Below are 25,655 nucleotides of genomic sequence, written 5' to 3'. Positions count from 1 at the left end.
GTCACTGAATGTACGCGGCGACAGGGCGGCACCCCACGAGATGACTGACTCATCGCCGCAACGTATCGCGGCGATGGATTAACAGCAACGATCGGTTATCAGAAACAATTATTGCTGCTCAGCACTGGCCGATAACGCAAAGGTTCCCACCGGCACAACAGGCAGATATTTCGTGTAATAATCGTGATAGTTTTTCACCGGATCAATATCCTTAAATAAATCCGGATAAAGAGATTTGGCAATAAACTGCACCATAGTGAAATCTACCAGCGTACGTGATGCGCCCTGATAAACGCCGAAGAGTCTGTCATTCTGAATGGCCGGTAATGAACTCCAGCCGTCACGATGCGCGAACCCGTTCAGTTTTTTTCTCGCCGTGGCTTCATTGACGCCAATACCCATTTCTAATGCGGTATCGACCTTATTATTTTCCCTGCCGGAAATAAAAATGACATCCGGTTTAGCGACCAGCAACTGCTCAGGGTTAATTTCGCCCCACTGCTTAACAAACGGCGCCGCGATATTTTCACCACCCGCGAGACGCAGCATCACGCCCCACATATTTTCGCCATAGGTAAACGAATACTCCGCCGGACCTTTATTGCCAAACTCAATGTAGACTTTTGGCTTCGGCAGATTTGCCTGTTTGATCCGGTCTTCAATCAGCGTGATGTTATTTTTATAAAGCTGAGCAAGCTCATGCGCGCGCTCAGTCTGACCGGTTAATATCCCAATGATTTCCGTGGATTTCACATGATTTTCCACCGTCTGGTCATTGTAGTCGAGCACCACAACCGGGATGTTCAGACTCTGAAGTTGCGTGACTTCATATTTCAGGGCGGCATACTGCCAGCTGGCTAAAATGACCACATCCGGTTTCAGGCTGATCACTTTTTCCAGTGACACGTTATGCAGATCGATTTCGCCGATATCCGGGATGTCGGCAATGGAGGGACGATGTTTAATATACATATCCCAGTTCGCCGGAACTTTGCCATGCCAGGCTTCGCGGGAGATACCGACAATATGGTCAAACGCCTGTTCCCCGCCAACCGCCATAAAGTCTTCAAAATAGAAACCTAATACCGCTCTTTTTACCGGGGTATTTAAGGTTATTTTATTTCCCAGTACATCGGTCAGTGTGGTTGTTGCCGCACTGGCCTGTCCGGTAATCACCACTGACAGCATGAAAAGCAGAGTTAGAAGAAACTTCATTTAATTCCCTTAGGTATTGTGTGATTATTATCTGAGGCTGAACGCCATTTTATAAAAACCCATTTATTAAACGCTTTATTTCACTTAAGTCACTGCAAAAAGGTAGTTCCGCTATGTCATTATCGCGGCAGGATATTATACATTTGTTCGGCGACTTCAGTACAGTCTGAACCGGACGCTGCGGCAGGCCGGGCATGTCATATCGTCTGATGCCAGTATTGCCGATGAACGTTAATATTCGCTTCAAAAACGCTTCTCTGATGCTGAGCTATAATTAAATTTTACCGACGAGAAGGATACTTATATGGCTCCAGTCGCGAGTATATCAGGTGGCGTAATATTTATTATCATTGGCATCGTGATGCTGTGGTTATTACTCAAGGCTTATAAAGCCAATCAGAACAAGAAGTTCTTCACGCCGAGCAAATGTATGTTGCTCATCGGAACCGTCGTTTCTTTCATTATTTCCATCGTGTTTTTCACCTCATCGTCCTGATGCCAGCACCGCTTTCATCACACTTACCCTTAACGCCCCGGCCTTAACCGGGGCCTGATGCCTGGCAGCCTCCCATCCGCGTCATCCTCGACTATCATTATTATTCGTTGGCTAACTGACCTTTTGATCGCCCATTTTTATGCGAGGTAACGCGATGCATTTCAACGCATTCACCACCAGCTGGGGGGCTAATTTTATTGCCGCCGGTACGGTCCACTTTCGGGTCTGGGCACCGGGTCAGGCAAAATTAACCTTGCGCCTTTCCGGCAAGGACACAGAAATGTCCGCTGCTAAAGACGGCTGGTTTGAGCAGGTGGCAACCGGTGTTTCTGCCGGTGAGGCATACCAGTTTATTCTGGCCGATGGCATGGCGGTGCCTGATCCCGCTTCCCGTGCCCAGCAGGCAGGCGTCAACGGCCCTTCGCTGGTCACGTCTTCAGAAAGCTATCAGTGGCAGAACGCTGACTGGAAAGGACGTCCGTGGGAAGAGTCGGTGATTTACGAGCTTCATGTCGGCACATTTACCCCACAGGGCACGTTCGCAGCGGCGATGGAGAAATTGCCTTATCTGGCTGAAACCGGCATTACCATGATTGAAGTGTTGCCACTGGCGCAGTTTGGCGGTGATCGTGGCTGGGGATATGACGGCGTGTTGCTCTATGCGCCGCATTCTGCTTACGGCACACCGGATGATTTCAAAGCTTTTGTCGATGCGGCGCACGGTCACGGCATCTCGGTGGTGCTCGATATTGTGCTCAACCATTTCGGCCCTGAGGGCAATTATCTGCCCTTGCTGGCGCCGCAGTTTTTCGATTCTGAACGCCAGACCGCCTGGGGCGCGGGCATTGCTTATGATCAGGAAGGTGCCCGTCAGTACATTACCGAAGCGCCGCTTTACTGGCTGAAAGAGTATCACCTTGACGGGCTGCGTTTTGACGCGGTCGATCAGATGAAAGACGCCTCAGACCCGCATATTCTGCCTGAGATCGCCCGGCGTATTCGCGCAGAAATCACCGGTCGCCACGTGCATCTGACCACCGAAGACAGCCGCAATATTACCTCTTTGCATCCGCGCACGCCCGCAGGCGATGTTCCGCTGTTTACCGCTGAATGGAATGATGACTTGCATAACGCGGTCCACGTGCTCAGTACCGGTGAAACGCACGCCTATTATCAGGATTTCGCCGCCGACCCCCTCGGGCTGGCTGCCTGCGCATTCGCGGAAGGGTTTGCGTATCAGGGCGAAATCTCCCCGCAAAGTGGTAAGCCGCGCGGGGAAAAGAGCCGCGATCAGCCACCGGTCGCCTTTGTCGATTTCATCCAAAACCACGATCAGATTGGCAACCGCGCACAGGGCGACCGTCTGATCACGCTGGCAGGTCAACGTAAAACACGCGCCCTGCTGGCCGCATTACTGCTTTCACCTCATATTCCGCTTTTATTTATGGGCGAAGAGTATGGCGAAACCCATCCGTTCCTGTTTTTCACCGATTTCGAGGGTGAGCTTGCGCAGGCGGTTCGCGAAGGACGCGCCAGAGAATTCGAAGGTCACAGCGGATATGGCAAGGAAAGCGTGCCCGATCCTAACGCCGTAGTGACGTTCGAAAGCTCTAAACTGGACTGGCAGAAATCCGCCAGCCCTGATGGCGTGGGCAGTCTGGCGCTGACGCGCACGTTGCTTCAGCTGCGTCGTGAATATGTCATGCCGTTACTCACGCCGGCGCAGGGTAACGTGGGCAAAATAGTGCAGGCGGCGGACGGTGTGCTCGCCGTCACCTGGACATTCTCCAAAGGCATCCTGTCTCTGACCCTCAATCTCGGGGAAACCACACAACCGCTGCCGGACCAGCCGGGTGAAACGCTGTTTGCCTGGCCCGAAGCGACAGAAGCGTCAGAACCCGGCTCCGTTATCGTCCGTCTTTTCAGGGGAGAATCAATGTGAACATACCCGCCGCGACCTACCGTATTCAGTTCCGCGATGGCATGGATTTTGATAAAGCAGTGGCACTGGTTCCTTATTTAAAGCGGCTTGGGATCAGCCATTTATATGCTTCACCGATTTTTACTGCGACTTCCGATTCGACGCATGGCTACGACATTACCGACGCCAACGAAATCGATCCGATAATTGGCGGACGTGCGGGATTTGACCGTTTGTCGCAGGCGCTGAAAGCCGCTGGTCTGGGACTGATCCTCGATATCGTGCCGAATCATATGGCCGCGTCGCTGGAAAACCCATGGTGGCGTGACGTGATTGAACACGGCGAAAAAAGCCGTTATGCACGGCATTTTGATATCGACTGGTCGCAGCGGCTGACCCTGCCTTTTCTCGGCGATACTTTTGAAGAGGTGCTGGAAAAAGGTGAAATCACCCTGAAGCCGGATCCCCGAACCGGCCAGCCTGCACTCGCCTATTTCGACACGTACTATCCCCTTGCGCCAGACACGCACGACGCCAGCGCAACCACGCCGGATAACGGCGCGCTGGCGGAGTTACATCAGCGCCAGCCCTACCGGCTGATGTCATGGCGCGATGCGCCGCGTGAACTTTCCTACCGGCGATTTTTTGAAATTACCGGTCTGGCGGGGGTGCGGGTGGAAGATGACGCGGTATTCGAGGATACGCACCGGTTGATCCTTGAACTGGTGCATTCCGGCGCAGTGGACGGGTTACGGGTGGATCATGTGGACGGTCTTGCCGATCCGAAAGCTTATCTTGAACGTCTGCGGGAAAAGGCCGGTGCGGATTGCTACATCACGGTGGAGAAAATCCTCGGTAAAGGCGAACGTCTGCCCGCTGACTGGCCGGTTTCCGGCACCACCGGTTATGAATTTATCGCCGCACTTTCCGATGTGCTGGTTGAAGATGAAAACATCGCTGTACTGCGCAATCTGTATGAAAACGTGGTCGGCAAGCCAGTGGATATGCGCGAAGAATTGCGCGCCGCCAAACTGATGATGGTGGAGAAAAATTTCGAAGGGGAATTCACTACGCTGTGCCAGCTGGCACTGAATATTGCAGAAGCGGAAGACCACACTTGGGATGCCAACACCCTGCGGGCAGCGCTGCGTGAACTGCTGATCGCCTTCCCGGTGTATCGCACTTATGGCACATCGCGTGGACTGCCTGCCGATGACGCTGCCCTGCTGCATAACATTATCGGGAAGATCACCACCTCATCGCTTGCCGTACCGGCGGATATTCTCGAATTTCTGGCTCGTATTCTCTGTGCGCAAACACCGGAGTCCGTATCCGGTCAGGCTGACCAGTTCCGCACCCGCTTCCAGCAACTGACGGGGCCGCTGATGGCGAAATCCGTGGAGGACACGCTGTTCTTCCGTCAGCACATGGATCTGGCCCTGAACGAAGTGGGCGCAGAGCCTCTGCTGCGCAGGTTTTCCCTCGACCGGTTCCATCAGGAAATGGCCCGTCGACTCGGGGAACAACCGGCAGCACTCTCCACCACGTCAACTCACGATACCAAACGCGGCGAAGATGCCCGCGCCAGACTGTTTACCCTCACCGAAGCGCCGGAACTTTGGGCCGAAAATGTCACCCGCTGGCATCAGATGAATCAGTCGAAAGTCATCACTTTGCCAGATGGCCCCGCACCGAAACTGACCGGCGCATGGATGCTTTATCAGGCGCTGGCCGGTGCATGGCCGGCAACACTGCATCCGGCCGATGAGGAAGGTTTGCGTGAACTCAATGAAAGATTCCAGCTATTCGTAGAAAAGGCGCTGCGTGAAGCCAAGCTGCGCACCAGCTGGGGTGACAGCAACGATGATTATGAAAACGCCGTACTCGGCTATGCCCGTCATCTTCTTTCTCCGGATAACAGTCTGTTTCTGAATGATTTTTACGCTGCCATCCGTCCCTTTATCCGCGCCGGGCTGGTGAACAGTCTGACCCAGACGATGATCAAAATGATCGCGCCGGGTGTCCCGGATATTTATCAGGGCAGCGAAGTGCTCAATTTCAGTCTGGTGGATCCGGATAACCGGCGTCTGCCTGATTTCGGTGAGCTGGAGCGCCTGCTGGTTCAGGGAGAAAAACCGGCGTGGAACGATGAAACCGCGTGGACAAGCGGGCGGCTGAAACAACATATCGTTGCCGTTCTTGCCCGTTATCGTCAGCAAAAAACCGCGCTGTTTCTGCAAGGGGATTATCTCCCGCTGGAAACCACTGGCGACCACGCCGGTAACGTCATCGCTTTTGCGCGGCAGGCAAACGGCGAAGCGGTGATTGTCGCCGCGCCCCGTCTGGTTTTTAATGAGCAAAAAGTTGGCTTTAATCAGCCCGCAGAGGGAGTTGATACGCAGGTGCTGCTGCCAGAATCATTGGCTCACCGCACCTGTCGTGACCTGCTCAGCGGCAGAGAAATCCACGTGACCGACCGGCTGGATCTCAGTACCTGGCCGCGTGATCAGCCGCTGGTGCTATGTTCTGTTTCAGTTGGCTGAGGAGTTGTGAAAAGAAAGAAGAGGTGTTGCAATGTTTTTTATATTCATTGCAACATCTTATTTTAATTTACGCACCTTCCTCAATCGCCTTAAAGTAAATAACATCAACCGGGAAATCATGACCTAACCGTAGGAATGGTATTAAAAAGACCATTTTAAAAAATATTATCCAAAGCAGTTATTTCTAAAAAATAGTGCTTTAAAATAACGTCATACCTTTAAATATTCTTTTTTACATAAACGTTACATTCCACCTGAGAAAATTCTTAATTCACAGTCATTTATTATAATACCGCTAAGCTAAGGGGGATGTCACAAATAACCCACAGGAAAATAAAATGTCTATTACAAATCTGAAAGAACTCTTTATTCATGATTTATCTGACGTTTACAGCGCAGAACGTCAAATTACTAAAGCGCTGCCTAAAATGGCACGCGCTGCAACGGATCCCAAACTGGTCGAGGCGTTTAAGTCTCACCTGGAAGAAACACAGGGTCAGATTGAAAGACTGGATCAGGTTGTCGAGTCCTCCGACGAACTGCGCATTAAACGAATGAAATGCCATGCGATGGAAGGCCTGGTAGAGGAAGCACAAGAACTGATTGATTCTGTAGAAAAAGGTGAAGTGCTGGATGCAGGCCTTATCGGTGCCGCACAAAAAGTGGAGCATTATGAAATTGCTACCTACGGCACCTTAGCTGCACTGGCAAAAAAACTGGGTTATACCAAAGCGGCCAAACTTCTGGAAGCCACTTTGCAGGAAGAAAAAAATGCCGATATTAAATTAACGGCGATAGCTGAATCTGAATCGGCTTCCGCCAACAAAACCCGTTAGTGCATGATAATGCCCGCCTTACAGGCGGGCTCTGCCAACATGGAATAATCTTTCCCTTCAGGCAAAATATAATCAAGTCAAAATAAACACCTTATACAAACTGAAACTTCAATATCTAAGTGGAATAGAAATATCACAATTTTCATTCATTAATGACACAAGTTGCAAATACCTCAATCCGCTTACGCAATCGACATAACTCTTAAAATTGACCCTTCAGATAAAATAAGAAAAATCTCAACCATTAACATATCCTTACAGCATATCTGATTTTTTATTCTGTATTAACACCATAATCTAAAAATATCGACTACGCTTAATAACGGTTAACTAAAGGAGATAGAGATATGTCATCACATGATATCGATGCAGACGCAAACCATCTGGCAGATAAACTCGAAGACAAAGGCAAGCAGCTTGCCGGTGAAGCACAGAAACAATTTGGCGATTTTGTTGATTCTCCTAAGCACCAGATTAAAGGCGCAGCGCGGAAATACTCGGCTCAGGCCGGTGAAGTCGTCTCTGACGTCGCGGAGAAGATCAAAGAAAATCCCCTGTCCGGTCTGATCGCGGCAGGCGCAATTGGTGTTGTGCTGGGTTTACTGCTTGGCCGTAAGTAAGTGAGTAAGCTGGCATAGTCCGCATAAAAAAGGCCTTCGGGCCTTTTTTATTGCCTGAAAGACCCGCAGATACTTTCGACGCCCCTTTGCCTGTCGGCTGCCAGCATGGAAAACTGAGCGGGCTCATCACCCGCCCCCAAAACGCATTAACGTGTCAAACCCGGCACAGGAGTCGCTCTGAATGCGTTGACGTCCTTATCCATCACAACCTGTGAGTCGGCACCCGAATCAAGAATGGTATTTTGATGTGATTCTGGTTCTATGAGGACGTTGGTTACAGAAAGCGCTTCCAGTCCGGCGGTAGCCAGTAACGCCCCCACTTGTGTTGAGAAGCAAGAGCCTGCTGTCGCGGCGGCTGATTGCGCTGTTTCAGTTGTGGCAACAATATGATTGTCAGAAATAAAGTTCCCCACTCCCGCGACAATATGGATAATTACCGGCGTTGCACCTGCTGGAGTAATGTATTGTGTGTCAATGGATTCAGAAATGTGATTGCCAATAATGGAGTTATTATCGCCATTGATATAGAGCAGGCCATACAGATCATCTAACCCATTGTGGTAAGCCTGCATTGGCGCCCAGGGTTCACGTTCACGGAAGAAATGGTTCGCAGAGACAAGATTTTCTGCACTGCCCTCCTCCAGCACCATCATTCCCGGATAAAAGGAATGGAATCTGTTAGCGGACACAGAGGAACGCACAACGCCAGAAAGATGCACACTGCTTTTGCCGCGCGGGAAAATATTGTTTGCCGTAATTAATAACCCGCCGAAATTTTGAGCATAAATCGAATACCCGCGATAACCGGCGCCGATCAAATTATCGGTTATTTTCGACGCTTGCCCGGACTCACGTAATTCAATGCAGTTACCACATTCAGCGATAAAATTGTCATGTATGGACAATGCATCGGCGTTATACACCGTCACGCCATGTTCCAGATAGACGAACCCCATGCCGGAGACGCGAAACGAGTCCTGAGCGCTGGCAATATAAATACCGGTTTTGCCATTGAGATAACTATTTTCCGGATCGTCACTTCCTGAACCCTCATCGACAAAGTGCAATCCATCAATACAAAAGTCACTGAACTCAACTGAACTTATGCGCGGTTCACCGCTGCGTGCGACATAAAATGCAGCGCCAGTATATTCCTCAGCATCAGCCGGAGGAGTTATGTTGACAAGGATCCGGCTGCCGCCCGGCCACAGTTCGTGCCAGTTTGGCCATTCACTTTGTGGCGTATTATATCGAATACTCGAAGAGGTAAAGCCATGTCCTGAACCCATAATTTTCAGATAGCTGATATCAATGACCACCTGACTGAGAAGAGAATAATCTCCCGGCGGAATATAGATCACAGCACCGGGTTTTCCTCCTTCATTATTATCCGTCTCAGTTTGTCGGCTTTTAATATCCGCAATAATACTGTTGATCACCTCACCAATATCCTGATAAGGATTACCGACACTCCACTCAGTGACATCGTAATAGTTGTTGCTCGCCATTTATTAAATCCTTCTATGAAATTAACACGAATGAAACTAAATCTGACTGGCTCTTTTATTAAAGAACAGGAGCATCTTTGAATGCCTGCGAGGGGACAGCGCCATTTTCCAGCTGACGTTTTGCGAGATCGACTTTAATTTTTTCGAGAACAGTGTTGTTAAGTTTAAAATAACGCACCATGAATGCGCTGATAAAATAACTTACCATCGGCAGTAATGAGAACATGATAATAATTCCCTGCAAAGTCTGCGCATTTTGTTGCGGCTTATTGGCAATGTACCCTGTATAGGACAATATCCAGGCAACGATCGCCCCGGCTACCGCCAGCCCCATTTTCAACATAAACAGATTGCCCGCGAAAGAGATACCGGTCATGCGTTTGCCGAATTTCCAGTCCCCGTAATCGTCAACGTCGGACATCATGGCCCACAGAATGGGCCCGGACTGAATTAAATGCAGAATATTGATAATCACAAACAATGTGATCAGCGGCGCCAGTGATTTTGGATCAACGAACCATAGGGCAAAAGAGAGGATGCCGAGAATAATATTGATAATGCGGAATAACTTAACTTTATCAAAGCGGTCAGTGAGAGGTTTAGCGATAACACTGCCCAGCATATTGCAGGCGACACCGAGCGCCATAAAAAAGGTAATAAATCCAACAGAAGCCTGCATCACATAGGTCGCGTAATATATGGTTACCGCACCGCGAATAAAAGCGGGGAAAACGTTAAGAAAGGTAATCGAAATCATCAACAGCCATTGGTCATTTTTAGCGATATCTTTCAGATCCTTCAGTAACGAATCACCGGACTTAACCGAAACAACGCGTTCTTTAATACTGGAAAAACAGAACAGGAACATGAGCGTTGCGGCACCGCCCATGATCGCCATCGTCAACTGAAAACCAGAGGCCCGGCTGCCGTTCCCCAGCCAGTCGGTTAACGGTAAAATGGAGGAGGAAACAATCAGCGTTGCCAGACCATTCAGAAAGAAACGCCATGACAAACAACCCAGCCGCTCCTTTTGATTAAGTGTAATCACGCCTGCTACTGAGCAATAGGGGATATTGATAGCGGTATATATCAGCGACATAATCAGGTAAGTGACCCAGGCATAAATAATTTTTCCGTTCATGCTCAGGTCAGGTGTCGTGAACATTAATATGGCACCAAGACCAAATGGCAGCGCCATCCACAATAACCAGGGCCGGAATTTACCCCAGCGGGTTTGTGTGCGGTCGCAAATCGCCCCCATGATCGGGTCGCTGAAAGCGTCAAAAACACGGATCACCAGGAATAATGTCCCCACCACTGCGGGAGATAATCCGTACACATCGGTATAAAACCATGTCAGATAAAGCGCCAGCACACTCCAGATCATACAAGAGCCGGCATCCCCCATTCCGTATCCGATCTTTTCTTTCAGCTGCAGCTTTCCGTAAGCACTTTGCTTTTCCATTGCAATATCAGACATAAAGTTACCTCAATAATGCACAGTCATGAATTTAAACACAGGTTATTACCACCAGTACCGGTGTCAAAAATTAGAAAAATATCTCATTTACTTTCAAACAACGTTAAATCGTAATGCGAAGATATTACAGTGTGGTGATATTAATCGTTACACTACTCTCGCGGATAATAAGCCGTGAGACAATCTCATACATTTCGATATTTTCCTGCTCACTTTCGTTATTGACCATCGTAAATGCCAGGTGTGCGATTTCGTTTATAGGTTGAACCATGCTGGTGATCTTTTTAGTTTGTGCCAGAAAGGTATTATCGAAACTGGCGATAGCAATATCCTGAGGTACCGCTACCTGCCTTGCTTTTAATCCATCGATAATATAACTGGCAGCGACATCATTATAAACCCAGAGGCATGTACATTGATTTTTCCGGGCTGCTAATTTCTCAACAATATCCTCAAGGATACTGATGTGGCCTGATATTCTTTCTCCTTTACCCTTCTCAATCCAGAATTGATTCTCTTTGTCTACAGTTAAACCCTGACTCGTTATTTTCTTACTCCAGGAGGAAACCTTTCTATTATCGACTCCTTCCTGAGCAACAAAACCAAATGTGGTATGTCCGCTTTTTATGAAATGTTCTGCGATACTTTCCGCACCTTTACTTTGGTCTATAGAAACGGAATTAAAAAAGCGTGAAACTTGTGTTACCACCGCAACCGGAATATGGGTGGCGATTAACCACTCCGAAAGTTCGGCCTCTGCTTCTGTTGGCACCCACAACAGACTGTCTATTCCCATGCCAATTAACGTGTGAATAATTTGCTTATCCTGCTGAGGCTGATTCTGGTGAGTTTTCACGATCACCGATTTTCCGATATATCTTGCTTCCTCTTCAAATGTTGCCAGTAACTCGCAAAAATGAGGGTTAACAAGGTTGGGCAAAACCACTGCAATAAGCCCTGAACATTTACCACTGAGCTGGAACGCACTCTTACTTGGCACATAGCACAGGTAATCCATTGCCTCACGAACCACTTTACGTGTTTCTGGTATCACACCGCGATGGTTATTCAGAACGCGTGATACGGTAGCAGTAGAGACTCCCGCTTTTTTGGCTACGTCTTTGATGGATGCCATAATAATGAGCTGCGTCGCTTAACAAGGGCTTCACTATAAAGTGTGATAAAGGTCAAAAATGTAAGCCAGTTCACATGTTGTCGCGTTACATGGATCCGTGTTTATCCGCTCAATTTAAGTATCCTCTGCGGTTATTCTGCACCAGCCGTGGAAAATGGTTTTGCGAAAAGAACCAGAATTCTCCTACACATTTCTGTCACACAGGGAGTGTATAGTGAACATCTCTGTAGCAACCTACAGAAATCTCAAGACTTCCCCTTGTAACCTTAAAAACGCCCGTTTCCCCTGACGGGCTTTTTTATGCCTTGCAGAAAAAACCCGCCATTTCAGCGGGTCTTTGTTTAAAAAAATGTATGACGTAAATGACGCAGGAATTATCCGCGAATAAACGCCAGAATATCCTTATTGATCACGTCGGCGTGCGTGGTGTGCATACCGTGAGGATAGCCCGGATAAATCTTAAGGGTGCTGTCTGCCAGCAGTTTATCCTGCAGGAGAACAGCATCTTTATAGGGTACAACCTGATCGTCATCCCCCTGCAAGACCAGCGTCGGCACAGTAATGGCTTTCAGATCGTCGGTCTGATCCGTTTCTGAAAACGCCTTGATTCCTTCGTAATGCGCATTGGCGCTGCCGGTCATACCCTGACGCCACCAGTTATTGATGGTGCCTTGTGACACTTCTGCCCCATCGCGGTTAAACCCGTAGAAAGGCCCGGAAGCGACGTCTAAATAAAACTGCGCGCGGTTTGCGGCGAGCGCACTGCGAAAACCATCGAAGACGGCAATCGGTGTACCGTCGGGATTAGCATCCGTCTTCACCATCAGCGGCGGAACCGCGCTGATCAGCACCGCTTTCGCCACACGTCCCTGCGGCTGGCCGTATTGCGCCACATAGCGGGCAACCTGTCCCCCGCCCGTTGAATGGCCGATATGCACCGCATCATGCAGATCAAGATGTTCGGCGACAGCGGAAGCATCGGACGCATAGTGATCCATATCGTTACCTTCACTGGTCTGATCCGAACGCCCGTGTCCGCGACGGTCGATGGCGATCACACGAAAACCTTCGGAGAGGAAGAACAACATCTGATTGTCCCAGTCATCCGCACTCAGCGGCCATCCATGATGGAAAACAACCGGTTGCTTGTCTTTCGGCCCCCAGTCTTTGAAGAAAATATTGACGCCGTCTTTCGTTTTAACAAAAGGCATAGAATGAACTCCTCAGCAGATTTTCGGGAAAACAGTATGGTTTGCAGGGCGAGGTTCAGATACAGGATGCTAAGAAAGCGTAGCAAAGCCCGCTGAAATTGCCTGCCTGAGGGCACGTTTATCCGGCGATCACATCCTTCAGCCCTGAAGGCTGTTACGCCATAATTCCGGCAGTGCACTGATTAATCTGCCAGTGACCGGTTGCTTTGTCTGACCGGGCTGCCAGATAGCCACCATCGTAATGGTCAGTCCCTGATTGCCCACTTCCGTCTCAATCGCCTGCACATCCTTCCATGTCGATGCCTGATAATGTGTGGGTAAAAATCCCCACCCCTGCGCATTTTCCAGCAAACTGCGCAGCGCAGAACGCTCGTTGACATACAGGGTATGCCCGGAAATTTGTAACCGGCGGGCAATCTGCTCATCATGTTTGTGATGCATGACCAGCTGAGGTTTCAGGGAAAGATTGAGCAACGTCAGCGGACGCTGCTGATGCTGAAACAAACCGCTTGCGGCGTAAAAATCCAGTTCAATATTGCCCAGCGCGCACCATTCCATATCCATCCCCAGCGCACGATTATTTGCCTGACAGACTGCAATCTGGGCCGTCCCGGCAGTCAGAGCCGCTTCGGCCTCTTCCCGCGATGCGCTCCATGCGCTGAAACGGATCCCCTCTTTCGACATCATCACGATAACCGCGTCGATAAACGCCTGCGAGATGAAGGGGTCGTAGACCATCACCAGTTCCTGCTGCTCAGGCTGCGGCAGCGACTGCGCGTAAAACTCAAAGGCCTGAGCCTGACGCATCAGCAAATGTGCCTGCCGGTGGAGTTGCTGTCCTTGCTCCGTCAGCACCAGCGTGCGCCCCTGACGGATAAACAGCGGATAGCCCAGCGCATCCTCGAAATAATCAATTAAATCACGCAGCGTGGTGCGATCTTTACCCAGTGATAACGCGGCACGGGATAAATTCCCCTGTTCAGCGACACAGGCAAAAGCCTCTATCTGTGAGAAGGAATAACGTAACGCTGACATGTTCTGCTCCCTGTAAATGTCATTTTATTGGGGGATTTTCCCCCATCAGCTGATTTTTTTAAACCATTTACCCTCCTTATACTCATATTTCCCGATACTCTGATGGATAAGTGAAAACATGAAAACACGGAATCATCCCCTCTTAAAACCTCTGATGCTGGCTGTGGCCATGAGTGCAGCAGTCTCGTTTATGACGCCTGCTTTTGCAGAACAACCACAGGACTGCGGTGGTATCGAACTCAGCACCTGTCCGACGCCATTCGATAAAACGCTGCCGGATACCAAAGACATGCTGAACTGGGATCAGGCCGCCCGTGTCATCGGTTTTCGTAACGACTACCGCAATTATGCTGGCGACGTTTTCCGTCATGGCAAGGCCACGCCATTCGTACAGGCAGAAAAACAACTTCAGGATCCGACGTACAGCGTGAACGGTAAAACCTATACGCTGCAGGATTACCTGAAGCGTGAAAATGTAACCGGCATGCTGGTGCTGAAGAACGGCAAAATCGCGTACAAATATCTGGGCGAAGGCAATACAGACCACACCTTGTGGACATCGCGTTCTGTAGGGAAATCCGTGGTGTCAACACTGGTCGGGATTGCGATCAAAGAGGGAAAAATCAAATCACTGAATGACCTCATCACCGATTACGAGCCGGATCTCAAAGGCACCGCGTGGGAAGGCGTCACGCTGCGCCAGCTTATTCAGCACACCTCCGGCGTGGCATGGAATGAGGACTACACTAATCCTGAATCAGATTTTGCTCATCTCACCCAATGTGAAGCGCAGCCGGGCACCTACGATTGCGTTCGTAAAATCATTACGGGTTTGAAACGCGCGCATCCGGCGGGTGAATCCTGGTCGTATTCTTCTGGCGGTGCATGGCTGCTGGGCGATGTGCTGGAAAAAGCCACCGGTATGCCGCTGGCGAAATATTTGGAAAAAACCCTCTGGCAGCCTTACGGCATGGCCCAGGATGGCGTCTGGCACTCGTATCAGCAGGGAAAACATGACGTAGGGGCGCACGGCTTTAACGCGACGTTAGAAGACTGGGGACGTTTCGGCGAGTTTGTAATAAGCGGTGGCCAGTTGCCGGACGGTAAAACAATTCTGCCTGAACACTGGCTGGAACAGGCGGCAGACTGGAATAAGGCGAAGAATTCGGTTTCAGCTGCGCATCCGGAAGGGATGTACGGCTATCAGTGGTGGAATAATGCCGTGCCCGCCAATGCCAAAAACGTCACGCCAGCGCCGTCTGAATCGCTAAAAGGTTCGATGTGGGCGCTGGGTATTTATGGTCAGGTGATTATGGTGAATCGCGCGGAAAACCTGGTTATTGTTCAGTGGTCAACATGGCCGCAGGCAGAACCTGATTTCAGCGCGCAACCGCTGGAAGCGTCGCTGATGTACAGCGCCATCGCACAGCAGTTACGTTAATCAGATCCAAAAAAGACAGGGTTGCAGCGTTTCGATATGCGGCAAACCTGTCTTTTATCCTAACCCTGCGGTTTTGCGCTGGCAGCTTCCCATTCTCCAACGCCACTTTTCTCCGGTGTTTTAACAATCATATTAGGCAGCGCCATCTCAATTCCTTTTTCCATGAGCTTTTCGATAATGCGGATATTAATTTCCTGCTGGATATCCATATATTTATTGTAGTCGGCGGTATTAACGATATGAACCACCTCAATATTCAAACGGTCGGTGCCAAAGCCCAGCAGATGAGCCCGGTCAAATTTGGTTTCGCCGACATCGATAATAATCCCTTTGACCATGTCACCGATATTGCGCAGCTTATCCGGCGGGGTATTGATGGCGATACCATAATTAAACACGATGCGGCGGGTCTGCATACGCTTGTAATTATGCAGCGTCTGCTGAAGCAAAATGGCATTCCCGCAGACAATCTGTTCCCCGCTCAGGCTGCGGATGCGCGTGGTCTTCAGGCCGATATGTTCAACCGTACCGGCGACATCATTGAACACCACAAAATCACCAATTTCGAAAGGCTTATCAAAGCCAATCGACAGCGAGGCAAATACATCGCTGAGGATGGTCTGGATAGCCAGCGCGATAGCAATACCGCCCACGCCCAGACTGGCGACCAGCGCGGTAATGTTGACGCCAACGTTAGCCAGAATGGATAACAGCATTACCGACCAGACCATCGCGCGGAATATCAGCCCGGTGATCACCAGCGTCACCGGATTTTTGTTCATGCCCGGCTGCCGCATGATATGCCGCAACCACGACACCACACCCTGATCGAGCCATAGCGCCATTTGCAGCGCCAGCACCAGAAACCACGCATGGCTGATGGTGTTGTAGAGATTGTCCGGCAGATTGACGAACCGCAGGCTGAACAGGAATGCGGCGACAAATATCAGCAGATTATTAGTGCGGTTGAGCATATCGCCCAATATAAATCGCATTCTGTTGGTCGCCGGATGCACCTCTCCCCAGCTCTTAACGCCTTTGCGCAGAAACGACAGTAACCAGCTCAGCAGCCAGTAAGTCACCAGCGTAACCACCACCATCGTCGCGACGCCAATCCAAAATGCCGGTGTCATCACCAGCGCGATAAAATTGAAGTGTGACAGAAAATTCATCGTCCCTCCCCGTTTTCAGCACAAAGTACCAGTATAGGAAACGAGGCCCGGGCGGTCGGAAGAATAGGAAAGTTCGGTGAATAGGCGGGTTTTCTGAAAAGAGAACGTGCTAAAGGCTTAGCGCCATCGGTATATAAATGAGTGACTGGCTCGTTTACTATGATTTCTGGGGCGAGTCCGATGTTATGAAATCCGATGTTATGAAATAAGTAAGGATCTGCCCGAACAAAGATTACGGGCTGTTTGCGGTAAAGGGATATACACCATAAACTCAAAGGATGAATGAGATGATTGGCATTGAAGCTTTGGCATTTTTTAGCCCCGACCTGGATAAGGTTGATGGCATATTTAGAAAGGCTTCTCAGGCGGTTGAGCGGCCCCTGGATGATTTTGATCGAAGCCATCATCGTTCACTGACTAAAAAACAGGTGTTGGACGCAATAAAGAAAACAGATGCCATTGTTGATTCGGTGAGGCTTCAATGTGTCGAAGGCAGCAAAATGATTTTGGCTCTGAAATCAGGAACTGAAGCAGACATAGAAAGCCTTCAGATTAAAGAGAACTCAGCCGAAAATCTTCGTTCACGGGTTGCTGAGATTTCGCTAGGTAATAAAAGAATGCTATATACCTTTTTTAAAGCCGAAATGCATGAAGCCTGGGCTCCCCACATCATGCATCTGCGATATATGAAAACGAAGGCACTGCAATCTTTTGAAGATTATCAAAAAATAACTACTGAACTCTGTGAGCTCGTTGCTCTGTATCAGACCCAAAGCAGCGACGAATTTTCGTATGACCTTAACGTGATGTCCCAATCTATCCAGTCAAAAAGCGTTAACCACCCTGATTGGGTTACTACTGGTGAAGAGTTTGCCAATTGGATCGAGTCAATGAGAAAGGATGCATAATGACTGTCAGTGTAACTTATTCACAATCATTCATTAATTTGATGTTAACCCTGAAAAAAGAAGAGGTTAAGGTCGTGGGCGACTTCGTCGCATTGCTGAAGTCAAGTGGATTTAGTTCCCTGCCGGGAAGGAATAAGTCCTCAGCAGGAGTCAGTCTCAATCACACCAGGAGGCTGGAATTGATCCAGTATGCAATCGCCAACAGACTCTGGCATTACCATGTCGGTCACCAGTCATATAATCAGAGCAAGCCGTTTGGTGACTGGACATCAAGCCATGTGGTGCATTATCAAAATGAAAATACTACATCGGCAAGATTTGTTCATTACTCCGCTCACCCGCCAATGAAATTACCTGACAAGCAAACCCTGATTTAGCTGAGTCGCATACTTTAAGCATTACGCCTTACACAGCCCACCATCAGGTGGGTTCTTTTTTCCCGTGGTTCAGCAATACAAAGGGCCTGCGGTGAATAAGGACATAAAAAAGCCGGTGACATTTTCGTATCACCGGCTTTTCGCAGCGTTTGGGCGCAGAACTAAAACTTACTGGTTCAGCAGTTGCTGTGCGGTTTTCTCAACAAGCGCCAGCAGAACTTTTACGTCTTCCAGCGTCACCGTCGGGTTCAGCAGAGTCAGTTTCAGGCAGGTCACGCCGCTATGCTCAGTAACACCTACGTTGGCGCGACCAGATTCCAGCAGCGCATCGCCGATTTTCTGGTTCAGCAACGCGATAGCCGCATCGCTGCTGCCCGCCAGTTGCTCAGGACGATAACGGAACAGCACGCTCGCCAGCTGCGGCTTCATCACCAGTTCCAGCGCGGCTTCAGAGGTCACATACTGCGCGACTTCCTGCGCCATCGTCACACCGTGATCGATGATAGCGGCATACTGTTTCTGGCCTAACGCCTCAAGACCCATCCACAGTTTCAGTGCATCGAAACGGCGGGTGGTTTGCAGTGATTTGGACACCAGATTCGGTACGCCAGCAGCTTCGTCGAACTCAGAGTTCAGATAAGCCGCCTGATAGCGCATCAGCTCGTAATGACGTTCTTCTTTAAGCAGGAACGCGCCACAGCTGATGGTCTGGAAGAACTGTTTGTGGAAGTCCAGAGTGATGGAATCCACTAACTCGATGCCGTCCAGATAGTCGCGGTATTTTTCGGACAGCAACAGAGCACCGCCCCACGCCGCATCCACATGAACCCAAATCTGATGCTCAGCGGCCAGTTCAGCAATGGCGCGCAGCGGGTCGATAGCACCGGCGTCGGTGGTCCCGGCGGTCGCCACGATCGCGAGTATCTGATCGCCATTGGCCTGCGCCTGTGCGACTTTCTCGCGTAGATCGTTGAGATCCATACGCGCGAACTCGTCGGTTTTCACCAGCGTCACGCACTGATACCCCAGACCGAGCAATGCCATGTTCTTCTGCACAGAGAAATGCGCGTTTTCAGAACATAACACTTTAACTTTACGCAGATTACCGACCAGACCATCCTGCTGAATGGAATGACCCTGACGGGCAAAGAAGGCATCACGCGCCAGCATCAGCCCCATCAGATTGCTCTGGGTGCCGCCGCTGGTGAACACGCCCGCGTCTCCAGCCTGATAGCCAACCTGAGTACGCAGCCATTCGATCAGTTTCATCTCGATGATGGTCGCTGACGGGCTTTGATCCCAGGAGTCCATGCTCTGGTTAGTGGCGTTGATCAGCACTTCCGCGGCCTGGCTGACGACCAGACTCGGGCAATGCAGATGCGCAACACACTGCGGATGATGTACAGACAGACTGTCTTTTAAAAAGTATTCAATGGCGCGTTCAATCGCGGCCTGGTTACCCAGGCCGTTTGGATTGAAGTCCAGTTTGATACGTTCGCGCAGCTCAGCAACGGTTTTGCCCTGATACATCTCAGGTTGTTGCAGCCACTGCACAACAGCTTCACTGCTCTGCGCAATGGCTTGCTGATAGGCTTCAGTGCTTTGCGCTGAACCTGCCAGAATCGGGTTTAACTCGGACATCAGAATCTCTTACTCCGCTCAGACAGGCTTGACGCCAGCCGCTAACAGCGCCTGCTCAAACTTATCGAGGAAAATACCCAGCTCATCATTGGTGATCAGCAGGGAAGGCAACAGGCGAAGAACGCAACCATTACGGCCACCGCGTTCGAGGATCAGACCTGCTTCGAAGCATTTTTTCTGCAACAGGGCAGAAAGCTCGCCGTCAGCCGGATAGCAACCCATATGATCCTGCGCTTCGTTCGGTTTCACGATCTCGATACCGATCATCAGACCCAGACCGCGCACGTGACCGATTACCGGGTAACGTTTCTGCATCTCAGCCAGTTTGCCTTTCAGCCACTCGCCCTGTGCAGCCACTTTCTCGGCAATTTTTTCTTCTTTCAGGATTTTCAGCGTGGTCAGGCCGGTCGCCATCGCCAGCTGGTTGCCGCGGAAGGTCCCGGTGTGGTGACCCGGCGCCCAGGCGTCGAACTCTTTTTTGATACCCAGAACGGCAAGTGGCAGACCACCGCCCACCGCTTTAGACATCACAATGATGTCCGGCTCAATACCTGCGTGTTCGAAGGCGAACTGTTTGCCGGTACGGCAGAAACCCGCCTGTACTTCATCGAGGATCAGCAGAATGCCGTGTTCCTGAGTTACTTTACGGATGCGCTGCAACCACTCAGCCGGAGCCGGGTTCACGCCGCCTTCGCCCTGAACGGCTTCCAGGATCACAGCCGCTGGTTTGCGAACGCCGCTTTCCACGTCGTTGATCAGGTTTTCGAAGTAGTAAGTTAATGCTTTCACGCCAGCGTCACCGCCAATGCCCAGCGGGCAGCGGTACTGGTGCGGATAAGGCATAAACTGCACTTCCGGCATCATGCCGTTAACCGCTTCCTTTGGAGACAGGTTACCGGTCACTGCCAGCGTGGCGTGGGTCATGCCGTGGTAACCACCAGAGAAACTGATGATACCGGTACGGCCAGTGACTTTCTTAGCCAGTTTCATTGCCGCTTCAACAGCATCAGCACCGGACGGGCCGGTGAACTGCAGGCAATATCCTTTGCCCTGTTGTGGCAACACAGAAAGCAGATATTCGGAGAACTGATCTTTCAACGGTGTTGTCAGATCCAGTGTATGTAACGGCAAGCCGCTGGTAATGACATTTTGGATGCTTTGCAGCACGTCAGGATGATTATGTCCCAGAGCCAGCGTACCCGCGCCTGCCAGGCAATCAAGATATTGATTATTCTCAACATCAGTGATCCACACGCCATTGGCTTTCGCGATTGCCAGAGGCAATTTACGAGGATAGCTCCGAACATTCGATTCAAATTCAGCTTGTCTCGCCAAATAGGTTTCATTGTTTCCGTTTAATGAATTCGCACCTAAACTGTCAATACGGACTTTATCCGTCATCATATCTCTCCTACAACCGCGGGTTATTGGTAACGCCGCAATTGAATAAATGGAATTTAAAAGTAAGTACCCTGTGAAAAACGCGGCCAATATATGGCTTTTTTGCCCCCACCTCAATAATTTATTTTGTATAGAATTGTTTATTCTTTTGCATACTAATCAATATGTTGCTGATTTAATGAACGATCGTGCTGAGTTAAGCCCATTACGGGGTCATTAATAAAGGCCTAAAAAGCACTTCCGGCCTCTAAAACACAGGCTAAACAGGGGTCCCGGCAGGCACTTCCTGCTGACGAAATCGCGAAGAGGTTTGGCCAGATAGCCGTGACGCCGTACAGGTTGGGATACCCGGATCAGACGCAATAGTGAATATTGCAATTATAGTCCCGGGGACAGCAGACGGGCGTCAATAATAATTATATCGCCAGTAACTGGCTGAATATTGGCCTGATATAAATGTTTAAATATATTACAATGAGATCAATTCCACTTAGGGACGAAATAATCCGGACTTTTATGACTGCTTATTATAACCGTTAATACAGGGCGACTTTTTAAGGATATAACAACGGCCTCATATTGATTCATGAATCCTGCTCATAAGCTCTTGCAGATAACCCCCTCTAATCTGATGAAAGTCCAGCGTCTAGTATTACTGGCACTACATCACCTGCCGTTGCCCGCAACGGGAAATCCCAAAATTCCATAATCACAAGATGACAGGATTTCAGAAATTAATAAGAGGAAAACCACATGCAAAAACGTCTGCTGGGAAAATCCGGCCTTGAAGTCTCATCACTCGGTTTGGGTTGTATGGGTCTGAGCCATGGCTACGGGCCTGCCACAGGAACCAAACAGGCGGTTGAACTGATCCGCGCTGCCGTCGAACGGGGCGTCACTTTCTTTGATACCGCTGAAGTTTATGGCCCTTATCTCAATGAAGAAGTGGTTGGCGAGGCGCTGGCACCGGTTCGTGACAAAGTAGTGATAGCGACAAAATTTGGTTTCACTTTCGGCGATGATAATAAGCAGCAGATCCTTAACAGCCGCCCGGAACATATCCGCCAGGCCGTTGAAGGCTCGCTGAAGCGTCTGAAAACCGACGTTATCGACCTGCTCTATCAGCACCGTGTTGACCCGGATGTACCGATTGAAGACGTCGCCGGTACGGTGAAAGAGCTGATCAGCGAAGGTAAGGTGAAGCATTTCGGACTGTCTGAAGCGGGCGCGCAGACCATTCGCCGTGCGCACGCGGTACAACCGGTGACCGCACTGCAAAGTGAATATTCGATGTGGTGGCGTGAGCCGGAGCAGGAAATCATCCCCACGCTGGAGGAACTGGGCATCGGCTTTGTGCCATTCAGTCCGCTCGGTAAAGGCTTCCTGACCGGATCGATTACCGCAGATTCAACGTTCGGCAGTGATGATTTCCGGAGCCTTGTGCCACGTTTTTCTCCGCAAGCACTGGCGGCCAACCAGCAGTTGATCACAGTTATTCACCAGATTGCTCAGGACAAAAAAGTGACGCCCGCGCAGATAGCGTTAGCCTGGCTGCTGGCACAGAAACCGTGGATAGTGCCGATCCCTGGCACCACTAAACTGCACCGTCTGGAAGAAAATCTCGGCGCTGCTGAGGTCACGCTGTCAGATGCCGAACTGCGCACCATAGCCACCGCACTGGAGACCGTGAAAGTTCAGGGCGACCGTTATCCGGCTTCACTGATGGCACGCGTTGGCCGTTAACCGGATCAGGCGTTAAACAGACACAAAAAAGGGTCCCTGCGGACCCTTTTCTTATTGTTTTAATTAATCTTTATGCGCGTGGATCAATAACCCTGCGTCACAATCTTCGCCGCACTTGCCAGCACATCACGACGGGATTTTGCATCTTTTTCCGGTTGGGTGAAATACGTCACCAGCACCAGCGGCGCTTTGTTTTCAGGCCAGATCACTGCGATATCATTGGTCGTGCCGTAATCACCGCTGCCGGTTTTATCGCCGACAATCCAGGTCGCCGGTAATCCTGCGCGGATGCTCATCGCGCCGGTGGTATTCCCTTTCATCCATTCCACCAGTTGTGCGCGCTGCGGTTCCGCCAGCGCGGAGCCCAGCGTCGCGTGTTGCAGGCTCAGCGCCATCGCACGCGGTGACGTGGTGTCGCGCTCATCGCCCGGAATGGCGGTGTTCAGCGTCGGTTCGGTGCGATCCAGACGGAAAGTGTTGTCGCCCAGCGTACGTGCATAATCGGTGACTTTGTGTGGCCCGCCGAGATGTTCGATAAGCTTATTCATGGCGGTGTTATCACTGTATTGCAAGGCCGCTGCCGCCAGTTCGCCAATCGTCATACCCTCGTTGAGATGCTTTTCGGTAATCGGGTTGTAATTCACCAGATCCGATTTTTTCAGCCCGACATGCTGAGTAAGGAGATTTTTCTTCACTTCGCTCTCTTTCAGGATCGCCGAAGCCGCCATGAACTTACTGGTGCTGCACATCGCAAAACGTTCATCCGCACGATAAGCAATTTGCGAGTTGTCCGCAGTATCAATCAGCATCACGCCAAGACGTCCGCCGCTTTCTTTTTCCAGCGCCGTCAGCTGTTGCTGAACTGACGTCATTTTCGTCGCAGTTTGCGCCCATGACGGGGCGCTGAATGCGAGCATTGGCACCACAGCCGCTGCCATCAGCACGGTTTTACGCAGGGTATTTTTCATCATCAAAGCCTTCTCCTTTATATTGGCGAAGGGATTATGGCAAAAGCTGACACATAAAGTAAAAAACCCGACAGAATTTGTCGGGTTTCAGACGTAAAACAGAAATTTTCAGAAACTATGCGGAAGTTTAAAAGGTTTCCCAGTTACCTTCTTCAACGGCAGGAACCGGCTGGCGGTTTGACAACAAGGCCGGTGTTTTCGCGTGAGCAGCCTTACGCAGCGCCGTCGCAGAACCAGCGCTGACTTTAAAGATGCTGATGGCTTGTGATAAACGCTCCGCCTGCTCATTGAGAGAATACGCTGCCGATGACGCTTCCTGAACCAGTGCGGCGTTCTGCTGCGTCACTTCATCCATCTGCGTAATGGCTTTATTGATTTCCTCAATGCCGGTGCTCTGTTCGTGACTGGCGATAGCGATTTCGCCCACAATGTCGGTCACGCTTTTCACGCTGGACACCACTTCCGCCATCGTCGAACCGGCTTTGGCGACCAGTTGCGTGCCGTTATCCACTTTCGCTACAGAATCGTCAATCAGCACTTTGATCTCTTTCGCAGCACTGGCAGACCGTTGCGCCAGATTCCGCACCTCAGAAGCCACTACCGCAAAACCGCGCCCCTGCTCACCGGCACGCGCGGCTTCAACCGCAGCGTTCAGCGCCAGAATATTGGTCTGGAACGCAATACCGTCAATTACGGCAATGATATCGACGATTTTTCGTGAAGACGCATTGATGCCTTCCATGGTGTGAACCACTTCGCCCACCACTTCTCCGCCCTGCACAGCCACGCGGGAAGCCTGCGCCGCCAGCTGATTGGCCTGACGCGCGTTATCCGCATTCTGCTTCACAGTCGCGGTCATCTGCTCCATGGCCGAGGCCGTTTCTTCCAGCGAACTGGCCTGCTGTTCGGTGCGTGAAGACAAATCCAGGTTTCCGGCCGCGATTTCACCGGACGCGCTATGGATCGCGTTGGTACCCGCACGCACTTCGGTCACAATCTTCAGCAGGTTTTCGTTCATGTTTTTCAGCCCCTGCATGAGCTGACCGGTTTCATCGTTTGATGTCACGCGGATTTGCGTGGTCAGATCCCCTGCCGCGACGTTTTCCGCCACTTTTACGGCGGTATGCAGCGGACGGGTGATAGAACGGGTGAGGAAGAAGCCCAGCGCGGCCGCCACCAGAACCGCCAGCGCGGAGAAAATCAGTGTCAGCTGAATCGCCGTTGCGCCATCGGCAATCGCCGTTTTGCCTTCGCTCTGTAACTGCTGATCCTGCGAGTCGGCAAACGCCGTTGCCAGATCCAGATAAGCATTTTGCGACGTGGTCAGTTTGCGCAGAACGAATTCCGTCGCGCCGTCCATATCCCCGGCACGCGCTAAATTGACCAGTTGTTCTTTCGCGGCTTCAAAGGTATCACTCGCATCCTGCAACGCTTTAATCTTCTGTTTGCCGACCACGGTAGTCTGAATAGCGGCGATTTTATCCATCGCTAAATTAGTTTGTTTAACGGTGTCATCAAGCTGTAAATAACGTTTTTTATTTTGCTCAGGATTTTTGGTATCGATGACAATACCGCGAAGATATTTAATCTGATCGTTCACCCCGTCACGGACATCAAATGCCAGCCGCACTTTGACATAACGGTCGCTGACTATTTGTTCGATAGTGCTGTTAATACTGCTTAATTTCGTCACTGCCGTTACGCTGACGATGATCAGCAGCAGTATCACCAGACTAAATGCCGCACCCAGACGGGCACCGACACGCATATTGTTGATCGCTTTAAACATTCTTTCTCCCTTGTTTCCTGGCCAATAAAATAAATACAATGAAAAAATATTTCAAAATATTGATTACATAGAGGAACTACTTTGCAGATATTTATTTAATCCAACAGGGTTATCGGTATAAATAAAGGAATCTTTAGCGAAGAGAATATTAGGAAAGTGTAAATAAGGATGACCATTCTGCTCCCTCCCCTGCGAAGGGGAGGGTTGGGGTGGGG

20 protein-coding genes are annotated in these 25,655 nt (G+C 50.3%); 9 read left to right on the top strand and 11 right to left on the bottom strand.

Annotated elements, in window-relative coordinates; all coding sequences use genetic code 11:
• Positions 1–108 precede the first annotated feature (108 nt).
• Entirely contained in the window at positions 109–1,215 is a 1,107-nt protein-coding gene (locus UC15_RS00100; RefSeq protein WP_112286548.1) for an ABC transporter substrate-binding protein, read from the bottom strand.
• A 304-nt stretch (positions 1,216–1,519) separates the two neighbouring features.
• On the opposite strand from UC15_RS00100, the gene UC15_RS00095 reads away from it, so the two are divergent.
• From UC15_RS00095 to UC15_RS00075, 5 genes are all read left to right on the top strand, one after another.
• The gene (locus UC15_RS00095; protein ID WP_112286547.1) at positions 1,520–1,711 is read left to right on the top strand and encodes a hypothetical protein; all 192 of its coding nucleotides are present in this window, start codon (positions 1,520–1,522) and stop codon (positions 1,709–1,711) included.
• A 154-nt stretch (positions 1,712–1,865) separates the two neighbouring features.
• Entirely contained in the window at positions 1,866–3,653 is a 1,788-nt protein-coding gene (gene treZ, locus UC15_RS00090; protein WP_112286546.1) for a malto-oligosyltrehalose trehalohydrolase, read from the top strand.
• Positions 3,650–6,175 carry a malto-oligosyltrehalose synthase gene (gene treY / locus UC15_RS00085; protein ID WP_112286545.1) on the top strand — a complete coding sequence of 842 codons (2,526 nt, stop codon included), beginning with the start codon at positions 3,650–3,652 and terminating at the stop codon, positions 6,173–6,175. Before treZ ends, treY begins: the two co-directional genes overlap by 4 nt.
• A 338-nt stretch (positions 6,176–6,513) precedes the next feature.
• Positions 6,514–7,011 carry a ferritin-like domain-containing protein gene (locus tag UC15_RS00080; RefSeq protein ID WP_112286544.1) on the top strand — a complete coding sequence of 166 codons (498 nt, stop codon included), beginning with the start codon at positions 6,514–6,516 and terminating at the stop codon, positions 7,009–7,011.
• A gap of 347 nt (positions 7,012–7,358) precedes the next feature.
• Positions 7,359–7,631: a YqjD family protein gene (locus tag UC15_RS00075; protein WP_112286543.1), complete on the top strand. Its 273-nt coding sequence runs from the start codon at positions 7,359–7,361 to the stop codon at positions 7,629–7,631.
• A 146-nt stretch (positions 7,632–7,777) separates the two neighbouring features.
• Here the strand turns inward: UC15_RS00075 and UC15_RS00070 are convergent, their stop codons facing one another.
• The 5 genes from UC15_RS00070 to UC15_RS00050 all read right to left on the bottom strand — a co-directional run bounded on the left by UC15_RS00070 (position 7,778) and on the right by UC15_RS00050 (position 14,000).
• The gene (locus UC15_RS00070; protein WP_112286542.1) at positions 7,778–9,139 is read right to left on the bottom strand and encodes a NosD domain-containing protein; all 1,362 of its coding nucleotides are present in this window, start codon (positions 9,137–9,139) and stop codon (positions 7,778–7,780) included.
• 58 nt (positions 9,140–9,197) lie between these two features.
• Complete coding sequence (locus tag UC15_RS00065; protein ID WP_112286541.1) at positions 9,198–10,619, bottom strand: glycoside-pentoside-hexuronide (GPH):cation symporter; 1,422 nt, start codon at positions 10,617–10,619, stop codon at positions 9,198–9,200.
• Between the two features lie 124 nt (positions 10,620–10,743).
• Positions 10,744–11,754 carry a LacI family DNA-binding transcriptional regulator gene (locus tag UC15_RS00060; RefSeq protein WP_112286540.1) on the bottom strand — a complete coding sequence of 337 codons (1,011 nt, stop codon included), beginning with the start codon at positions 11,752–11,754 and terminating at the stop codon, positions 10,744–10,746.
• A gap of 374 nt (positions 11,755–12,128) precedes the next feature.
• On the bottom strand, positions 12,129–12,965 hold the full coding sequence (locus tag UC15_RS00055) for an alpha/beta fold hydrolase (protein ID WP_112286539.1): 837 nt from the start codon (positions 12,963–12,965) through the stop codon (positions 12,129–12,131).
• A gap of 138 nt (positions 12,966–13,103) precedes the next feature.
• Positions 13,104–14,000 carry a LysR family transcriptional regulator gene (locus UC15_RS00050; RefSeq protein ID WP_112286538.1) on the bottom strand — a complete coding sequence of 299 codons (897 nt, stop codon included), beginning with the start codon at positions 13,998–14,000 and terminating at the stop codon, positions 13,104–13,106.
• A 118-nt stretch (positions 14,001–14,118) separates the two neighbouring features.
• On the opposite strand from UC15_RS00050, the gene UC15_RS00045 reads away from it, so the two are divergent.
• A complete protein-coding gene (locus UC15_RS00045; RefSeq protein ID WP_112286537.1) occupies positions 14,119–15,441 on the top strand; it encodes a serine hydrolase in 1,323 nt (440 codons plus the stop codon).
• A gap of 59 nt (positions 15,442–15,500) precedes the next feature.
• On the opposite strand, the gene UC15_RS00040 is transcribed toward UC15_RS00045, so the two are convergent.
• Entirely contained in the window at positions 15,501–16,613 is a 1,113-nt protein-coding gene (locus UC15_RS00040; protein WP_112286536.1) for a mechanosensitive ion channel family protein, read from the bottom strand.
• 287 nt (positions 16,614–16,900) lie between these two features.
• Here UC15_RS00040 and UC15_RS00035 point away from each other — a divergent pair, with 287 nt between their 5' ends.
• Both UC15_RS00035 and UC15_RS00030 read left to right on the top strand, forming a co-directional pair.
• Positions 16,901–17,521 carry a hypothetical protein gene (locus tag UC15_RS00035; RefSeq protein WP_112286535.1) on the top strand — a complete coding sequence of 207 codons (621 nt, stop codon included), beginning with the start codon at positions 16,901–16,903 and terminating at the stop codon, positions 17,519–17,521.
• Positions 17,521–17,898 (top strand): hypothetical protein, encoded by a 378-nt coding sequence (locus tag UC15_RS00030; RefSeq protein WP_112286534.1) that lies wholly within the window; start codon positions 17,521–17,523, stop codon positions 17,896–17,898. Before UC15_RS00035 ends, UC15_RS00030 begins: the two co-directional genes overlap by 1 nt.
• Positions 17,899–18,066: 168 nt before the next feature.
• On the opposite strand, the gene UC15_RS00025 is transcribed toward UC15_RS00030, so the two are convergent.
• Both UC15_RS00025 and UC15_RS00020 read right to left on the bottom strand, forming a co-directional pair.
• Positions 18,067–19,539 (bottom strand): aspartate aminotransferase family protein, encoded by a 1,473-nt coding sequence (locus UC15_RS00025; protein ID WP_112286533.1) that lies wholly within the window; start codon positions 19,537–19,539, stop codon positions 18,067–18,069.
• Positions 19,540–19,557: 18 nt separating this feature from the next.
• On the bottom strand, positions 19,558–20,943 hold the full coding sequence (locus tag UC15_RS00020; protein WP_112286532.1) for a diaminobutyrate--2-oxoglutarate transaminase: 1,386 nt from the start codon (positions 20,941–20,943) through the stop codon (positions 19,558–19,560).
• 750 nt (positions 20,944–21,693) lie between these two features.
• Between UC15_RS00020 and UC15_RS00015 the strand changes: the two genes are divergently transcribed.
• Complete coding sequence (locus UC15_RS00015; RefSeq protein WP_112286531.1) at positions 21,694–22,683, top strand: aldo/keto reductase; 990 nt, start codon at positions 21,694–21,696, stop codon at positions 22,681–22,683.
• 83 nt (positions 22,684–22,766) lie between these two features.
• Here UC15_RS00015 and UC15_RS00010 read toward each other — a convergent pair whose 3' ends face one another.
• Together UC15_RS00010 and UC15_RS00005 are read right to left on the bottom strand one after the other, a co-directional pair.
• Complete coding sequence (locus UC15_RS00010) at positions 22,767–23,654, bottom strand: extended-spectrum class A beta-lactamase RAHN-4 (protein ID WP_112286530.1); 888 nt, start codon at positions 23,652–23,654, stop codon at positions 22,767–22,769.
• Positions 23,655–23,778: 124 nt separating this feature from the next.
• Complete coding sequence (locus UC15_RS00005; RefSeq protein WP_112286529.1) at positions 23,779–25,440, bottom strand: methyl-accepting chemotaxis protein; 1,662 nt, start codon at positions 25,438–25,440, stop codon at positions 23,779–23,781.
• Positions 25,441–25,655 lie beyond the last annotated feature (215 nt).

Source organism: Rahnella sp. AN3-3W3 (assembly GCF_003263545.1).
Taxonomy (GTDB): Bacteria; Pseudomonadota; Gammaproteobacteria; order Enterobacterales; family Enterobacteriaceae; genus Rahnella; species Rahnella variigena.
Note: the sequence above shows the minus strand (reverse complement) of the source record. Positions and strands in the feature narration are given on the sequence as shown.

Bases quoted from the DNA above. Each gene is read 5' to 3' on its own strand.
- UC15_RS00015 (WP_112286531.1), top strand. From the start codon at position 21,694: ATGCAAAAACGTCTGCTGGGAAAATCCGGCCTTGAAGTCTCATCACTC.
- UC15_RS00095 (WP_112286547.1), top strand. From the start codon at position 1,520: ATGGCTCCAGTCGCGAGTATATCAGGTGGCGTAATATTTATTATCATT.
- UC15_RS00005 (WP_112286529.1), bottom strand. From the start codon at position 25,440: ATGTTTAAAGCGATCAACAATATGCGTGTCGGTGCCCGTCTGGGTGCG.
- UC15_RS00035 (WP_112286535.1), top strand. From the start codon at position 16,901: ATGATTGGCATTGAAGCTTTGGCATTTTTTAGCCCCGACCTGGATAAG.
- UC15_RS00030 (WP_112286534.1), top strand. From the start codon at position 17,521: ATGACTGTCAGTGTAACTTATTCACAATCATTCATTAATTTGATGTTA.
- UC15_RS00050 (WP_112286538.1), bottom strand. From the start codon at position 14,000: ATGTCAGCGTTACGTTATTCCTTCTCACAGATAGAGGCTTTTGCCTGT.
- UC15_RS00020 (WP_112286532.1), bottom strand. From the start codon at position 20,943: ATGATGACGGATAAAGTCCGTATTGACAGTTTAGGTGCGAATTCATTA.
- UC15_RS00060 (WP_112286540.1), bottom strand. From the start codon at position 11,754: ATGGCATCCATCAAAGACGTAGCCAAAAAAGCGGGAGTCTCTACTGCT.
- UC15_RS00040 (WP_112286536.1), bottom strand. From the start codon at position 16,613: ATGAATTTTCTGTCACACTTCAATTTTATCGCGCTGGTGATGACACCG.
- UC15_RS00055 (WP_112286539.1), bottom strand. From the start codon at position 12,965: ATGCCTTTTGTTAAAACGAAAGACGGCGTCAATATTTTCTTCAAAGAC.
- UC15_RS00045 (WP_112286537.1), top strand. From the start codon at position 14,119: ATGAAAACACGGAATCATCCCCTCTTAAAACCTCTGATGCTGGCTGTG.
- UC15_RS00065 (WP_112286541.1), bottom strand. From the start codon at position 10,619: ATGTCTGATATTGCAATGGAAAAGCAAAGTGCTTACGGAAAGCTGCAG.
- UC15_RS00025 (WP_112286533.1), bottom strand. From the start codon at position 19,539: ATGTCCGAGTTAAACCCGATTCTGGCAGGTTCAGCGCAAAGCACTGAA.
- treZ (WP_112286546.1), top strand. From the start codon at position 1,866: ATGCATTTCAACGCATTCACCACCAGCTGGGGGGCTAATTTTATTGCC.
- UC15_RS00100 (WP_112286548.1), bottom strand. From the start codon at position 1,215: ATGAAGTTTCTTCTAACTCTGCTTTTCATGCTGTCAGTGGTGATTACC.
- UC15_RS00080 (WP_112286544.1), top strand. From the start codon at position 6,514: ATGTCTATTACAAATCTGAAAGAACTCTTTATTCATGATTTATCTGAC.
- UC15_RS00070 (WP_112286542.1), bottom strand. From the start codon at position 9,139: ATGGCGAGCAACAACTATTACGATGTCACTGAGTGGAGTGTCGGTAAT.
- UC15_RS00010 (WP_112286530.1), bottom strand. From the start codon at position 23,654: ATGATGAAAAATACCCTGCGTAAAACCGTGCTGATGGCAGCGGCTGTG.
- UC15_RS00075 (WP_112286543.1), top strand. From the start codon at position 7,359: ATGTCATCACATGATATCGATGCAGACGCAAACCATCTGGCAGATAAA.